Source organism: Rhodococcus sp. PvP016, assembly GCF_017832185.1.
Classification (GTDB): Bacteria; Actinomycetota; Actinomycetes; order Mycobacteriales; family Mycobacteriaceae; genus Rhodococcoides.
The window spans coordinates 1,227,355-1,242,487 of record NZ_JAFIBH010000001.1; the positions used below are offsets into that span (position 1 = coordinate 1,227,355).

Annotated in this window: 15 protein-coding genes; 14 read left to right on the forward strand and 1 reads right to left on the reverse strand. The window is 70.5% G+C overall.

Going from position 1 to position 15,133, the window contains the following annotated elements:
• Positions 1–19 precede the first annotated feature (19 nt).
• Positions 20–511: an inorganic diphosphatase gene (locus tag JOE30_RS05705; protein ID WP_204869740.1), complete on the reverse strand. Its 492-nt coding sequence runs from the start codon at positions 509–511 to the stop codon at positions 20–22.
• Between the two features lie 182 nt (positions 512–693).
• Here JOE30_RS05705 and dacB point away from each other — a divergent pair, with 182 nt between their 5' ends.
• The 14 genes from dacB (at position 694) to panC (ending at position 15,123) form a co-directional block, all read left to right on the forward strand.
• Entirely contained in the window at positions 694–2,082 is a 1,389-nt protein-coding gene (gene dacB / locus JOE30_RS05710) for a D-alanyl-D-alanine carboxypeptidase/D-alanyl-D-alanine-endopeptidase (RefSeq protein WP_307806078.1), read from the forward strand.
• Between the two features lie 34 nt (positions 2,083–2,116).
• A complete protein-coding gene (locus JOE30_RS05715; protein WP_027506478.1) occupies positions 2,117–3,139 on the forward strand; it encodes a zinc-dependent metalloprotease in 1,023 nt (340 codons plus the stop codon).
• Between the two features lie 13 nt (positions 3,140–3,152).
• Positions 3,153–4,148, forward strand: coding sequence for a tRNA lysidine(34) synthetase TilS (tilS, locus tag JOE30_RS05720; protein ID WP_204869741.1), 996 nt, complete (start codon positions 3,153–3,155; stop codon positions 4,146–4,148).
• A 10-nt stretch (positions 4,149–4,158) separates the two neighbouring features.
• Positions 4,159–4,713 (forward strand): hypoxanthine phosphoribosyltransferase, encoded by a 555-nt coding sequence (gene hpt / locus JOE30_RS05725; RefSeq protein ID WP_027506476.1) that lies wholly within the window; start codon positions 4,159–4,161, stop codon positions 4,711–4,713.
• A gap of 4 nt (positions 4,714–4,717) precedes the next feature.
• Entirely contained in the window at positions 4,718–6,064 is a 1,347-nt protein-coding gene (locus JOE30_RS05730) for an amidase (RefSeq protein ID WP_204869742.1), read from the forward strand.
• Between the two features lie 204 nt (positions 6,065–6,268).
• Positions 6,269–8,956: an ATP-dependent zinc metalloprotease FtsH gene (gene ftsH / locus JOE30_RS05735; protein ID WP_371831709.1), complete on the forward strand. Its 2,688-nt coding sequence runs from the start codon at positions 6,269–6,271 to the stop codon at positions 8,954–8,956.
• 104 nt (positions 8,957–9,060) lie between these two features.
• Positions 9,061–9,687 carry a GTP cyclohydrolase I FolE gene (folE, locus tag JOE30_RS05740; RefSeq protein WP_027506473.1) on the forward strand — a complete coding sequence of 209 codons (627 nt, stop codon included), beginning with the start codon at positions 9,061–9,063 and terminating at the stop codon, positions 9,685–9,687.
• Positions 9,688–9,732: 45 nt separating this feature from the next.
• A complete protein-coding gene (gene folP / locus JOE30_RS05745) occupies positions 9,733–10,560 on the forward strand; it encodes a dihydropteroate synthase (protein WP_204870810.1) in 828 nt (275 codons plus the stop codon).
• Positions 10,557–10,922, forward strand: coding sequence for a dihydroneopterin aldolase (folB, locus tag JOE30_RS05750; RefSeq protein ID WP_204869743.1), 366 nt, complete (start codon positions 10,557–10,559; stop codon positions 10,920–10,922). The genes folP and folB overlap by 4 nt, the downstream gene beginning before the upstream one ends.
• Positions 10,919–11,446: a 2-amino-4-hydroxy-6-hydroxymethyldihydropteridine diphosphokinase gene (folK, locus tag JOE30_RS05755; RefSeq protein ID WP_204869744.1), complete on the forward strand. Its 528-nt coding sequence runs from the start codon at positions 10,919–10,921 to the stop codon at positions 11,444–11,446. Before folB ends, folK begins: the two co-directional genes overlap by 4 nt.
• Positions 11,443–11,910 (forward strand): DUF3180 domain-containing protein, encoded by a 468-nt coding sequence (locus tag JOE30_RS05760; protein WP_204869745.1) that lies wholly within the window; start codon positions 11,443–11,445, stop codon positions 11,908–11,910. Before folK ends, JOE30_RS05760 begins: the two co-directional genes overlap by 4 nt.
• A gap of 79 nt (positions 11,911–11,989) precedes the next feature.
• A complete protein-coding gene (locus tag JOE30_RS05765) occupies positions 11,990–13,132 on the forward strand; it encodes a DUF6779 domain-containing protein (RefSeq protein WP_204869746.1) in 1,143 nt (380 codons plus the stop codon).
• Between the two features lie 124 nt (positions 13,133–13,256).
• On the forward strand, positions 13,257–14,183 hold the full coding sequence (locus JOE30_RS05770; protein ID WP_204869747.1) for a Rossmann-like and DUF2520 domain-containing protein: 927 nt from the start codon (positions 13,257–13,259) through the stop codon (positions 14,181–14,183).
• A gap of 10 nt (positions 14,184–14,193) precedes the next feature.
• On the forward strand, positions 14,194–15,123 hold the full coding sequence (panC, locus tag JOE30_RS05775) for a pantoate--beta-alanine ligase (protein ID WP_204869748.1): 930 nt from the start codon (positions 14,194–14,196) through the stop codon (positions 15,121–15,123).
• Positions 15,124–15,133: the final 10 nt, after the last annotated feature.

The following is a 15,133-nucleotide window of genomic DNA, read 5'->3' on the forward strand; positions in this document are numbered from 1 at the left end:
TCCGGGTTTCCGAAGTTCTCTAGTGGTCGCCCTGGTTCTTCAGTCGCTCGACCGATGCCTCGAACTCCGCCTCGGCCTCGGCGCGACCGACCCAGTTGGATCCGGTGACGTGCTTGTTCGGCTCGAGATCCTTGTAGTGCAGGAAGAAGTGCTCGATCGCGTCGAGCTCGAACTGCGAGACGTCCGAGAGATCCTGGATGTGGTCCCACCGCGGATCGCCCGCCGGTACGCACAGCACCTTGTCGTCGCCGCCGGCCTCGTCGACCATCTTGAACATCGCCACGGGGCGGGCCTCGACGATGACGCCGGGGAACACGGACTCCGGCAGCAGGACGAACGCGTCGAGCGGATCGCCGTCCTCACCGAGGGTGTTCTCGATGAAGCCGTAGTCCGCGGGGTAGCCCATCGCCGTGTAGAGGTAGCGGTCCAGGCGTACTCGCCCGGACTCGTGATCGACCTCGTACTTGTTGCGCTGACCCTTGGGGATCTCGATGGTCACGTCGAACTTCACGTCCACTGTCCTTTGCTCGGTGGCCCGGCTAGCTGCTCGGCGGCCACGTACTGTCGTGCAGTCGTCTGTCGGGCGCATCGAAGGACGCGCCGGTGGTCAGACAGTAACCGGCCGCGTCGATAGGGTGCGAGGAGAGGTGCATCGCCGGAGAACGGCCACGGACCCGCGAGTGGAGGAGAGACGTGAGCTCAGGGAAGCGGCCGTCCGGCACGCCGTTACGCACGCGCGTGCTGCTGATCGCGGCCTCGGTCGTGGTGCTCGTGCTGGCGATCGTCGGCGTCGCGCTGATCACCCCGACGCTCTCCGAGGACTCGACGCCCGTGGCGACCTCGCCCGAGCCGTCGCCGGTTCTGCCCGCCCCACAGGTGGTTCCGGTCTCGCCCGACGCGCCGAAGCCGAGCGCGGCGGGTCTCGAGGCGGTGCTCGCCGCACCCCTGCGCAACCCCGATCTCGGCCGCTTCACCGGATCCGTCGCGGACGCGATCACCGGTGAGGTGCTGTGGAGCGCCGATGCGGACACTCCCATGACGCCGGCGTCGACCACCAAGATCCTCACGGCTGCGGCCGCCATGATGGCGCTGCCCGCCGACCACCGCGTGACCACCAAGGTCGTGGCGGGCGATGCGGCCGGTCAGGTGGTGCTCGTCGGTGACGGCGACCCCACGCTCACGGCGGAGCCGCTCGGACGACCCGGGTTCTACGACGGGGGAGCCCGCATCGACGACCTCGCCGAGCAGATCCGCAGGTCCGGCACCACCGTCACCTCCATCGCCGTGGACGGCGGCGCGTACTCGGGACCGGAGCAGGCGCAGGGCTGGTTCCCCGGCGACGTGGCCGCCGGATACATCGCTCCCATCGAACCGATCACTCTCGACGGTGGTCGCTCGGTGCCGACGGTCGACGAGTCGCCGCGCAGCGCCACTCCCGGTCTCGACGCCGGTCGGGCGTTGGCGCGCGCTCTCGGTCTGGACCCGGCCGTCGTGACGGACGGTCGTGCGCAGTCCGGTGCCGGATCCCTCGCGACGGTGCAGTCCGCGCCTCTGCGGCAGCGGCTCGGGCAGATGCTGGGATTCTCGGACAACGTGCTCGCGGAGGCCGTCGGTCGTGAGATCGCCGAGGAGGTGGGTCGGCCTGCGTCGTTCGACGGGGCCACCGACGCCGTCCTGGAGACACTGCAGAAGAACGGCGTCGACGTCACCGGAGTCACGCTCGAGGACACCAGCGGACTCTCCGTCGACAACCTCATTCCCGCCCGGGTCCTCGGCGCACTCGTCACTCGGGCCGCCGGGTCCGGTACCGAGAACCTGCGGCCGATGCTCGACTACCTGCCCGTCGCCGGTGCCACGGGCACGCTCGCCGCCCGCTACGCGTCGGGTGACCGCACGGCCGCGGGGTGGCTGCGCGCCAAGACGGGAACGCTCTCGACCGCCAGTGCGTTGGCCGGATACGTGACCGACGAGAGCGGCCGGGTGTTGACGTTCGCGTTGATGTCCAACGACCGGCCGCCCGAGATCGGTCGTCCGGCCCTGGACGCACTCGCGTCGACGCTCCGCTCCTGCGGCTGCACCTGACCGGTCGATTCCGAGACAGAACAGGGGTGAGGGCATGTCCGACACGGGTGTGATCGATTGGGGTCTGGCGGCCCGGACGGGTGCCCGGCTCGCACCGCGGGGGCCGAAGACGTCGCGGTACACCGCGGATGCCGCGCTGCGCGAGCTCGCCGACGCGTCGGTACGCGCCGAGGGCCCCGTCCGCGAGGTCACGGGACTCGCCGACGGTCTGCCGGTCCCGGCGGCGCGCGTGCTCGATCGGCCGGAGTGGATCGCCGCGGCGTCCGAGTCGATGCGGCACCTGGTCAGCGACTCCGACGGCGACGACAGTTCGTTCCTCGGCGGCAAACCGGGCGGCGTGCAGGCGGGCGCGATGCTGGCGTTCCTGTCGACGGCCATTCTCGGGCAGTACGACCCCTTCACCGGGCCGGACGGCACGCTGCTGCTGGTGGCGCCGAACATCGTCTCCGTGGAGCGATCGCTTCGCTTGCGGCCCAGCGACTTCCGACTGTGGGTGTGTCTGCACGAGGTGACGCACCGCGTGCAGTTCTCGTCGTCGCCGTGGCTCGCGGGCTACATGAAGGACAACGTCACCACGCTGCAGGGCGGCGCGGACGAGCCCCTGGCCGACGTCGTGGGACGCCTCGCGGCGGCCGTGCGGTCCCGCGGGCAGGACGGTGGCGACGGCGGCATCATCGGTCTGCTCCGGGCGACGCAGGCACCCGCGCAGCAGGAGGCGCTCGACCGTCTGCTGGTGCTCGGAACGCTGCTCGAGGGCCATGCCGACCATGTGATGGACGCGGTGGGTCCCGCGGTGGTGCCGTCGGTCTCGGCGATCCGCAAGGCCTTCGACGCCCGTCGGACGCGGAAGCAGAACCCGGTGCAGCGCGTGATCCGCGCGCTGCTCGGGATGGACGCGAAGATGGCGCAGTACGTCCGCGGCAAGGCGTTCGTCGACGCCGTCGTCGGACAGGTGGGCATGGAGCGTTTCAACACGGTGTGGACCGACGCGGACACGTTGCCGCTGCTCTCCGAGATCGAGGCGCCGGAGAAGTGGACGCAGCGAGTTCTGGGATGACCGGCCTCCCGGCATGACCGGGGCCCGCCCGATGCCGGAGGGCCCGCACCTGCTCACGGTGCGGCGGGCGGTGCGCGCCTGGTTCGGGGAGCACTGCCCGGAGCGCGCCGTCGTCGTCGGTCTGTCGGGTGGCGCGGACTCGCTGGCGCTCACCGCTGCCTGTGTGGCCGAGGGCGCGCAGGTGCACGCCGTGGTCGTCGACCACGGGTTGCAGGCGGGCTCGGCCGAGGTGGCGCGCAGGGCCGCCGAGCAGGCACGAGACCTCGGGTGTTCCCGCGCCGAGGTGAGGACCGTGTCGGTGACCGGGGCGGGCGGACCCGAGGCCGCAGCTCGTCGGGCCCGGTACGCCGCTCTGGACGCGGTCCGCGGTGATCGGCCGATCCTGCTGGGCCACACGCTGGACGACCAGGCCGAGACCGTCCTGCTCGGACTCGCCCGCGGATCCGGTTCCCGATCGCTGCGGGGGATGGCGGCCTGGGACCCGCCGCGCGGTCGGCCGCTGTTGACCGTGCGCCGCGAGTCCACCGTCGGCGCGTGTGCCGAACTGGGTCTCGCCGCGTGGGACGACCCGCACAACCTCGACCCGTCCTTCGTCCGGGTCCGACTCCGCGGCGAAGTGCTTCCACTGTTGGAGGACGTCCTGCACGGCGGTGTCGCCGGCGCGCTCGCGCGCACCGCCGACCAGCTGCGCGAGGACGGCGCCGTTCTCGACGCACTCGCCGCGGACATCGCGGTGTCCGCCCGCGTCGGCGACGCGCTGGAGGTGTCCGCCCTCGTGGCGGTACCGGGTGCACTGCGACGGCGGGTGATCCGCGAGTGGCTGGCCGACCGGGGAGTGCCGTTGCGCAACGAGGCGCAGGTGCGCGCCGTGGACGATCTCGTCGGCGCGTGGCGCGGGCAGGGCGGCGTCGCGGTGGCCGGGGGCGGCCCGGTCGAGAGGTTGGTCGTCGAGAGACGACGTGGCAAGCTCGACCTGGTTCGGTGGACCGGCCGGGCCGCGAGCGAGTGAAGGGACACCCGTGTACGAGGGCGACATCGCATCGATCCTGATCTCCCGAGAGGAGATCGACAAGCGTATCGCCGAGCTGGCCGAGGAGATCGCCGCTCGCTATCCGGTGGGGGCTCCCGAGGGTGATCTGCTGCTCGTCGGAGTCCTCAAGGGCGCCATCATGTTCATGACGGATTTCGCACGCGCACTGCCGATCCCGAGTCAGCTCGAGTTCATGGCGGTCAGTTCGTACGGTTCGTCGACGTCCTCGTCGGGCGTCGTCCGCATCCTGAAGGACCTCGACCGCGACATCCACGGTCGCCACGTCCTCATCGTGGAGGACATCATCGACTCCGGTCTGACGCTGTCGTGGTTGATGAAGAACCTCGCCACGCGCCAGCCCGCCTCGCTCGAGGTGGTCACCCTGCTCCGCAAGCCCGACGCGGTGAAGGTGGACGTCGACGTCGCGAACGTCGGCTTCGACATCCCGAACGAGTTCGTCGTCGGCTACGGGCTCGACTACGACGAGCGATACCGCGACCTGCCCTACATCGGACTGCTGGAACCACGGGTCTACGGAGGCTGATCGAATGTCGCGGGAACAGGTCGGCCCCACCGCCACGTACATCGCGGACGACGTCCGGAACGGGCGGGTCCAACCTGCCGCTGTCGCCCGAGAAGCGTTGGACCGCATCGCCGCTCGCAACGACGACCTCCACGCGTTCGTCGTGGTGCGTCCCGACGAGGTGCTCCGGGAAGCGGACGCCGTCGCCGTCCGAGCGGATCTGCGCGCCCTGCCGCTCGCCGGCGTCCCGGTGGCGATCAAGGACAACGTCCCGGTGACGGGCTACCCGATGCGCAACGGATCGCTCGCGACGTCCGACACGCTTGCCGCCGCGGATCACCCGGTGGTCGCGCGCCTGCGCGGCGCGGGCGCCGTGGTCGTCGGTCTCACCTCGGTTCCCGAGCTGTGCCTGTGGGGCGCGACGGACGGTGCCGACGGCATCGCGCGCAATCCGTGGAACCGTGACCTCACCCCGGGCGGATCGTCCGGTGGCGCCGCCGCCGCGGTCGCCTCCGGGATGGTGCCCGTCGCCCACGGCAACGACGGCATGGGGTCCATCCGGATCCCCGCCGCGAACTGCGGACTGGTCGGCATCAAGCCGGGGCTCGGCCTCGTCCCGTCCCGGCTGGGCAACGGCTCGTGGTTCGGCATGGCGGAGAACGGTCCGTTGACCACGACCGTCGCCGACGCGGCGCTCCTGCTGTCGGTCATGGCGGACGATCCGGATCTCGCCTACGTCGACGCTCCCGAGACCACGCGTATCGGGGTCGCCGTGGAGTCGCCGTCGCCCGTCGTGCGAGTGGATCCCCATTTCCGGCAGGCCGCACTCGACGTCGCCCGGGAGCTCGAGCGGATCGGGCACCGCACCAGCACGGCAGCGCTGCCCTACCCGGCGAGCCCACTCGGGCAGCTCGCCCGCTGGACGGCCGGCGGAGCCGCGGACGCCGCCGGGCTCGACGTGTCGGCGCTGCAGAAGCGAACCCGTCGCCACATCGCCGTGGGTCGGCGAGCGGCACGGTTCGTGCGGCCGTCGCAGACCGAGACGCTCACGCGGCGCATGCGCTCGTACTTCGAGAGTGTCGACGTGGTGCTGACGCCGGCGCTCGCCGCGCCGCCGATCCGTGCGGACCGGTGGAGCGAGCGCGGTTGGGCGGCCAACATGGCGGCCAACATCCGGTACGCGCCCTTCGCGGCACCGTGGAACCTGCTGGGGTGGCCGGCCGTGAGCGTGCCCGCGGGACTCCATCCCGAGTCGGGGACTCCGCTGGCCGTACAGCTGGCGGGCCCGCCCGGGTCCGAGCGCCGACTGCTGGCGCTCGCGGCACAGATCGAACAGCATCGGCCCTGGCCACGCACCGCGGCCGACCGGTAACACTCGTCACGCGCGGCTGGGCGCGGGAACCTCACCGCGTGTCGGCGCGTTGACCGAGATGTGCGCGCCGCCCGGCCGTCCGCATCCGCGGTAACCTGGCTTGTCCGGTGCGCAACCGGCAACGATCGAGAACTGCTGCCGGCCGACCGACGCGAACCATGACCACCTGCCTGTGAGTCCGACTGCCATCGAGGGCGACGCTGTATGAACCGCAAGACTTTGTTCCGCAACCTGGCGATAGTCGCCGGCATCCTGTTGGTGATCTTCGCCTTCAGCTACTTCGGCGACGACACGCGGGGGTGGAAGAGCGTCGACACGTCGGTCGCCGTCGCGCAGCTCGACGACCAGAACGTGCAGACCGCGCAGATCGACGACCGTGAGCAGCAGGTTCGTCTGACGCTGAAGAGCGGCAACGACGCCACCGGCAACGAGACGCAGATCATCTCGCAGTACCCGGACGCCGCGTCGCAGCAGATCTTCGACAAGGTCGCCGCCTCGGGTGCCGAGAGCTACGACACCGAGGTGACGCAGGACAGCTGGTTCACGTCGATCCTGGTGTTCCTGCTGCCGATGATCATCCTGCTGGGCATCTTCATCTTCGTGATGTCGCGCATGCAGGGCGGTGGGCGTGGCGGCGTCATGGGCTTCGGCAAGTCCAAGGCGAAGCAGCTCACCAAGGACATGCCGAAGACGACATTCGCCGACGTGGCAGGCGCGAACGAAGCGGTCGAAGAGCTGTACGAGATCAAGGACTTCCTGCAGAACCCGGCCCGCTACCAGGCCCTCGGGGCGAAGATCCCCCGCGGCGTGCTGCTCTACGGCCCTCCCGGAACCGGTAAGACGCTGCTCGCCCGCGCCGTCGCCGGTGAGGCCGGCGTGCCGTTCTTCACCATCTCCGGTTCGGACTTCGTCGAGATGTTCGTCGGTGTCGGTGCCTCCCGTGTGCGCGACCTGTTCGAGCAGGCCAAACAGAACAGCCCCTGCATCATCTTCGTCGACGAGATCGACGCCGTCGGTCGCCAGCGCGGAGCCGGACTGGGCGGCGGACACGACGAGCGCGAGCAGACGCTCAACCAGTTGCTCGTCGAGATGGACGGCTTCGGTGAGCGCACCGGCGTCATCCTCATCGCCGCGACCAACCGCCCCGACATCCTCGATCCCGCACTGCTGCGCCCGGGTCGTTTCGACAGGCAGATCCCGGTCGGTGCCCCCGACCTCGCAGGACGCCGCGCGATTCTCGCGGTGCACTCGAAGGGCAAGCCGATCGCGCAGGACGCCGACCTCGAAGGTCTGGCGAAGCGCACCGTCGGTATGTCGGGCGCGGATCTCGCGAACGTCATCAACGAGGCCGCACTGCTGACCGCTCGTGAGAACGGCACCGTGGTCACCGAGGCTGCCCTCGAGGAGTCGGTGGACCGCGTCATCGGCGGACCTCGCCGCAAGAGCCGCATCATCAGTGAGCACGAACGCAAGATCACGGCGTACCACGAGGGTGGTCACACCCTCGCCGCGTGGGCGATGCCTGACATCGAGCCGATCTACAAGGTCACCATCCTCGCCCGCGGCCGCACCGGTGGTCATGCGATGACGGTGCCGGAGGATGACAAGGGTCTGATGACGCGCTCCGAGATGATCGCGCGCCTCGTCATGGCGATGGGCGGCCGCGCTGCCGAGGAGCTCGTCTTCCACGAGCCGACCACGGGAGCGTCGTCCGACATCGACCAGGCCACCAAGATCGCTCGCGCCATGGTCACCGAGTACGGCATGAGCAGCAAGCTCGGCGCAGTCCGGTACGGCCAGGAGCAGGGCGATCCGTTCCTGGGCCGCTCGATGGGTGTTCAGTCCGACTACTCGCACGAGGTCGCCCGGGAGATCGACGGGGAGGTGCGCAACCTCATCGAGGCCGCGCACACCGAGGCGTGGGCCATCCTGAACGATTACCGCGACGTCCTCGACATCCTGGCGACCGAGCTGCTCGAGCGCGAGACGCTGACGCGCAAGGATCTGGAGAAGATCTTCACCGGCGTCGAGAAGCGTCCCCGCATCACCGCGTTCAACGACTTCGGTGATCGAGTTCCGTCGTCCAAGCCGCCGGTGAAGACGCCGCGCGAGCTCGCGACCGAGCGCGGGGAGCCGTGGCCTCCCGTCTCGATCGTCAAGGAGCCGAGCTACGCCGGCCAGTCCCAGAACGGTCAGGCGCAGAACGGCCATGCCCAAAACGGGCACGGTCAGAACGGCAACGGTCAGAACGGCAACGGTCAGAACGGGCAGGGCCAGAACGGGTCGACCCCGAACGGGCAGGGTGGCGCACATCGCGGCGGCCGTCCCGGCTCGTCGATGCCCGACTACGGCGCACCCGCCGGCTGGTCCGCACCGGGTTGGCCCCCTCGCGAGAACGAGGCACCGCGCTATCCGGAGCCGCAGGGGTATGGGCAGCCGCAGGGTTACGGCCAGCCGCAGGGCTATGGGCAGCCGCAGGGTTACGGGCAGCCCCAGGGCTACGGGCAGCCCCAGGGCTACGGGCAGCCCCAGGGCTACGGGCAGCCCCAGGGCTACGGGCAGCCACAGGGTCAGGGTGACCCGCAGGGCTACCAGGGTCCGCGTGGGTACCAGGAACCGCGCGGCTACGACGAGCCCCAGCCGTACCAGGAACCCCAGCCTTATCGGGAACCGCAGGCGTACCAGGAACCGCAGCCCTACCAGGAGCCGTACCAGGAGCCGCAGCCGTACGGGCAGTACCCCGGCTCGGATGTGGGGGAGCCGGCTCAGCCCGAGCCGCGCTACCGCAACCCGCAGAACCCGGAGGGGCAGTATCAGCCTCCGCGTGACGAGGCCGAGGATCCCCAGCTGCCGCCGAACACCCAGCGGTGGGAGGGGCCGGAAGCGCGCTAGAGTCGCTCGTCCGACCCTCTCGTCCGTGCGGCCGCACCCGCCCGCACCTCACCTCCGACTGCCCGGATCCATCGGCAGCGCGTCCGTCAGCGAAGGGACCTCCCGTGTCCGTCAACCAAGCCGATCAGTCGATCGACGAGCCTGTGTCCGTGGTGTCCGGTCGGACGTTCGATCAGGAGCGCGCCGAGGCGGCTGTCCGGGAGCTGCTGCTCGCGGTGGGCGAGGACCCTGAACGCGAGGGGCTGAAGGACACGCCCGCTCGAGTGGCACGCGCGTACCGGGAAATGTTCGGCGGACTGTTCGTCGATCCCGACGAGGTGCTGGGAACGACGTTCGACGAGGCGCACCGCGAACTCGTCCTCGTTCGGGACATCCCGATGTACTCGACGTGCGAGCACCACCTGGTGTCCTTCCACGGCGTCGCGCACGTCGGCTACATCCCGGGCAAGTCGGGCCGGGTGACGGGCCTGTCGAAGCTGGCGCGGGTCGTCGACCTGTACGCGAAGCGGCCGCAGGTGCAGGAACGTCTCACGTCGCAGGTCGCCGACGCGATGATGCGCAAGCTCGAGCCGCGCGGAGTCATCGTGGTGATGGAGGCCGAGCATCTCTGCATGGCGATGCGGGGAATCCGTAAGCCGGGCGCCAGCACCACCACCTCCGCCGTGCGCGGTGTGTTCCAGTCCAGCGCGGTGTCCCGGTCCGAGGCGCTGGATCTCATTCTTCGCAAGTAGGCGCCGCTCGTGTTCACGCTTCCGCATGCCGACGGGCCCGTGGTGATGGGCGTCGTCAACGTCACGGCCGACTCGTTCTCGGACGGCGGCCACTACCTCGACGTCGACGCCGCGGTGCGGCACGGCCTCGAACTGCACGCCGCGGGTGTCGACATCGTCGACGTGGGGGGCGAATCGACGCGCCCCGGAGCCGACCGCGTCGATCCGTCCGTCGAGGCGGAGCGCGTCACACCGGTGATCGCCGAGCTGGTCTCCCACGGTGTGTGTGTCAGCGTCGACACGATGCGGGCGTCCGTGGCGACCGCGGCGATCGGTGCGGGCGTGTCCATCGTCAACGACGTCTCCGGTGGCCGCGCCGATCCCGACATGGCGGGGGTCGTGGCTGATGCCGGCGTTGCCTGGGTGCTCATGCACTGGCGTTCCACCGTCGACTGGACCCACCGACCCGGTGCCGCCGAGGAGCACGAGTACGGCGACATCGTCGAGGACGTGCGCAGCGGACTGCTCCGTCAGGTCGACGCGGCCGTGGCCGCCGGGGTGGACAGCTCGCGCATCGTCCTCGATCCGGGACTCGGCTTCGCCAAGAACGCGGAGCACAACTGGGCGCTGCTCCGCCGACTCGACCGTCTCGTCGACACGGGCATTCCCGTGCTGGTGGGTGCGTCCCGCAAACGATTCCTCGGCACTCTGCTCGCCCGTGACGGCCGACCTCGCCCCGCGCACGGCCGCGACGCTGCGACGGCCGCGATCTCGGTGCTGTCCGCGGCGGCGGGCGCCTGGGGGGTGCGCGTCCACGATGCCGTCGGCACTCTCGACGCTCTCGCCGTGCACCGGCAGTGGCACGGCCCGACCGAACCGAAAGGCACGACATGACCGATCGCATCGAGCTGCGCGGATTGACCGTGCGTGGCAATCACGGTGTCTTCGACCACGAGAAGCGAGACGGACAGGACTTCCTCGTCGACCTCGTCGTCCACATGGATCTCGCCCCGGCCGCGGCATCGGACGACCTGACGAAGACGGCGCACTACGGCGAGCTGGCCGAGGCCGCCGCCGCGGTGATCGCGGGTCCGAGTCGCGATCTCATCGAGACGGTCGCGAGCGAGATCGCCGACGGTGTCCTGACGGATCCGCGCGTGGAACGCGTCGAGGTGACCCTGCACAAGCCGTCGGCTCCGATCCCCCTGACCTTCACCGACGTGGCCGTCGTGGTGACCCGATCGAGGTCTGCGTGACCCGCGCGGTGCTCTCGATCGGGAGCAACATCGGTGACAGCGAACAGCACTTGCGGGCCGTCGTCGAGGGTCTCGGTGACGCCGTCGTCGCGGTGTCGACCGTGTTCGCGACCGCCCCGTGGGGCGGCATCGACCAGCAGGACTTCCTCAACGCCGTCGTGATCGTGGACGACGAGCACACCGACTGCCGGGGTTGGTTGCGACGGGGACAGCAGTTGGAGGCGGCCGCTCACCGCGAGCGAGTGCAGCGCTGGGGACCGCGGACCGTCGACGTGGACATCGTGGTGTGCGACGACGTCGTCAGCGACGACCCCGAGCTGATCCTTCCGCACCCTCTGGCGCACGAGCGTGCCTTCGTCCTCGCACCGTGGCTGGACGCCGATCCCGACGCCGTGCTGCGTGGCCGGCCGGTGCGCGACCTGCTGGCCGAGCTGCCCGAGTCCGAACGTGCCGGTGTGCGCCGCACCGAGACGCGTCTGTGGGACCCGGTGCACTGCGGGCGGGCCGGCGGTGACTCCACGTGAGCCCGACGCGCGTGCGCGACCTCGTCGCGCTCGCAGCGTTCGCCGTGGTGGCCACCTGGATCCTCGCGTCCTCGTTCTACGGTTCGGTTCCGCCCATCTCGGCCTTCGCCGGTGCGTCGCTGTTTCCGGTGGCGGGCGTCCTCGTGGTGGTGGGTCTGCTGGTGCGGTCCCGCTTGCGTACCCGCAGGATCGGCCCCGGGCCCGGCCAGCTGCATCCGATCACGGTCGCGCGCGCCGTCGCGCTGGCGAAGGCCGCGGCCCTCGTCGGTGCAGGGGCGGCGGGAGTGTGGGCCGGACTGCTGATTCATCTGCTGCCCCTGCGGTCCTCGGTGCGCGCGGCCTCGGAGGACACGCCCGGAGCGCTCGTCGGCCTCGTCGCCGGGATCGTCGCCGCGGCCGCTGCCCTGTGGCTCGAGCACTGCTGCCGGACACCGGACGACGGAGCCGACGAGCCCGCCCACTGACGCGATCGCGGCCGTCCTCGGACACCCCGTCCGTGCATGGTGAAGTGCGACAGCCGCCCGAGCCGTTACCCTGGGATTCATGACGGACACCGGCAGGAGCAAGGCGAACCGTCGCACGAAACGCGGCGGCAACCACACGGCTCTCGCCGGTCTGGTTCTGCTGGGCGTGGTGGCCAGCGTTCTCATGATCCTCAGCGACAGCGTTCCGCTGCTGCGGGTGGGCATCGTGGCAGCGCTGTGGGCCGCCGTTCTCGGCGCGTTCGCGATGACGAAGTACCGCCGCGACGCCGCGGTGGATCAGATGAAGGCGCGCGATCTGCAGACCGTCTACGAACTCCAGCTCGAGCGGGAGATCGCCGCGCGTCGCGAGTACGAGCTCGGCGTCGAGTCGCGGGTGCGCGCCGAGATCGGTGCCGACGGAGACGAGATGCGTGCTCTCCGAGCCGAACTCGCGTCTCTGCGCCGCAGCCTCGAGATGCTGTTCGACGGTGAGTTGCCGGACGACCGTGCTGCCATCGCCGGCGAGGCGATGCGGATGCGGGAGCTGGCCGAGCGTTCCTACAGCGGCTACGAGCCGGCGCCGTCGGGTCTCTACGTTCCGGGATCGCGCACCCGCCCGCCGAGCTTCGCCCCGGATCCGACCTACTCTCGGCCGGGTTTCGCCACTCCTTTCGACGACCCGGTCACGGCGGAGACGTCGGTCATCGGCGGCGAGTTCGATCATGACGGCACCTTCCATCCGGCACCCGCACAGCCGGCACCCGCACAGCAGTCGTCGCGCACCCCCGAGTGGAACCCGTCGAGTCACCGTGCCGACAGCATCCCCGTCACGCCCGAGCCGGAACCCTTTCCCGAGCCGGAACCCTTTCCCGAGCCGGAACCGCTGCCGGAGCCCGAACCCGAGCCCGAACCCCTGCCGGAGCCCGAGCCGCTCCCCGAACCCGAGCCGCAGCCCGAACCCGATCCGCTGCCGACTCTGGACGTCGAACCCGAACCCGAGCCGGAACTGCCCGAGCCCGAGTTCCCGGAACCCGCGCCCGCCGCACCCGCGCAGTCGGGCGGTCGACGGCGCGCTGCGGAGCCGGACGACGAGTCCGACGCACCGGTCGACGCCGGATCGGGAGCACATTCGAGCGGGCGCTCCGTTGCGGAGATCCTCGCGGGAATGGGCACTGCGGACGCGTCGACAGGATCGGGTCGCCGGCGCCGCCGCGCCGAATAGACACCCCGCCTCGGGTGTGATCGGCGTCGCATGGCGGTCGGTCGACGCCGGACACTAGTGTGGGCGTCGATGAGTCCGGTACCCGCGGAGCGGGACTGGAACTGTATCCCCGAGAGGACCCTTCTTGTCCCCCGATCGAGTCACGTCCGACCCCGCCCCGGCGCGGCTGTCCGTCGGCGTCGTGTCCGCAGGCCGGGTCGGTACCGCGCTGGGTGAGGCGCTCGAACGCGTCGGTCACGTCGTGTTCGGCTGCGCCGCGGTCTCCGACGCGTCCCGGCGTCGCGCCGAGACCCGCCTTCCCGACGCGGAGATCATGCCGGCCACGGATGTGGCGCGGCGCAGCGAACTGCTGATCCTGGCGGTGCCGGATCAGGAGCTGGACGCGCTGGTACGCGGGTTGGCGCGCACCGATGCGGTGTCGCCCGGAACTCTCGTGCTGCACACGTCCGGCGCCAACGGTGTCGGCATCCTCGCGCCGTTGGCGGGCCGCGGTGTGGTGACGATGGCCGTGCACCCCGCGATGACCTTCAGCGGCAAACCCGAGGACACCGATCGACTGGCGACCGCGTGCTTCGGCATCACGGCGGCCGACGAGATCGGCGTCGCGATCGCACAGGGACTGGTGCTCGAGATCGGCGGCGAGCCCGTGGGTGTGCCCGAGGAGGCGCGCACGCTGTACCACGCGGCGCTCGCCCACGGATCGAATCACCTGGTCACCCTGGTCGTCGACGCCCTCGATGCGCTGCGCGACGCGTTGGCGCACGAGGAGCTTCCCGGTCAGCAGCCCGTGGAGCAGCGTCCCGGTGGTGTGGCGGAGCGGGTTCTCGCGCCACTGCTGTCGGCGGCGTTGGACAACGTGCTGCGCAGTGGGCAGGGCGCGCTGACCGGTCCGGTGGCGCGCGGCGACGGGGCGACGGTGTCCAGGCATCTGGACGCGTTGACCGATCTCGACCCGCGGATCGCCGCGGGCTATCGCGCGATGTCACTGCGCACGGCCGAGCGGGCCGACGCGGGTGACGACGTCATGAACGTCCTGCGGGACAACGAATGAGGAGGCAGCCGTGAGTGCACTCGACGGCGCGTACACACCGGGTGAGCTGACGGTGCATCACGCACCCGATGTCGTCCGGTCGGTCACCCGAGCCCTGCGCTCGGCGGGGCGCAGAGTCGCGCTCGTGCCCACCATGGGCGCGCTGCACGCCGGTCACGTCCAGCTCGTGGAGATGGCGAAGCGGAGCGGCGCCGTCGTCGTGGTGTCGATCTTCGTCAACCCGTTGCAGTTCGGGGCGGGGGAGGATCTCGACGCGTACCCGCGCACCCTCGACGCCGACCTCGACGTGCTGCGCGCAGCCGGGGTGGAACTCGCCTTCGTTCCGAGTGTGCAGGACATGTACCCGCACGGACCGCGGACGACGGTGCACCCCGGTCCGCTCGGTGCCGAACTCGAAGGCGCTTCGCGGCCCGGCCATTTCGCCGGGATGCTGACGGTGGTCGCCAAGTTGCTCGGCATCGTCGCACCCACCACGGCCTACTTCGGTGAGAAGGACTACCAGCAGCTGGTCCTCATCGACCAGATGGTACGTGACCTGAACATCGACGTCGAGATCCGCGGTGTCCCCATCGTGCGCGAGTCCGACGGTCTCGCCCTGTCCTCGCGCAACCGGTTCCTCGACGAGCACCAGCGGTCCCTCGCGGTGGCCCTGTCGGCAGCGCTGATCGCCGGCACCCATGCTGCCGAGGGTGGTTCGGATGCCGTTCTCGCAGCGGCGCAGTCGGTCCTCGACACGGTGCCGGAGGTCGACGTCGACTACCTCGAGGTACGCGGAGCCGATCTCCGTGACGCACCCGAGGAGGGCGACGGCCGGTTGCTGGTCGCCGCCCGCGTGGGCACCACGCGTCTGCTCGACAACGTGGGCGTCGCTCTCGGTACCGGATTCCAGGGTCGCGATCCGGAATCCGCAGCCGGACAACGCCATCTCGGCCACTCCTGACGTGCGCACC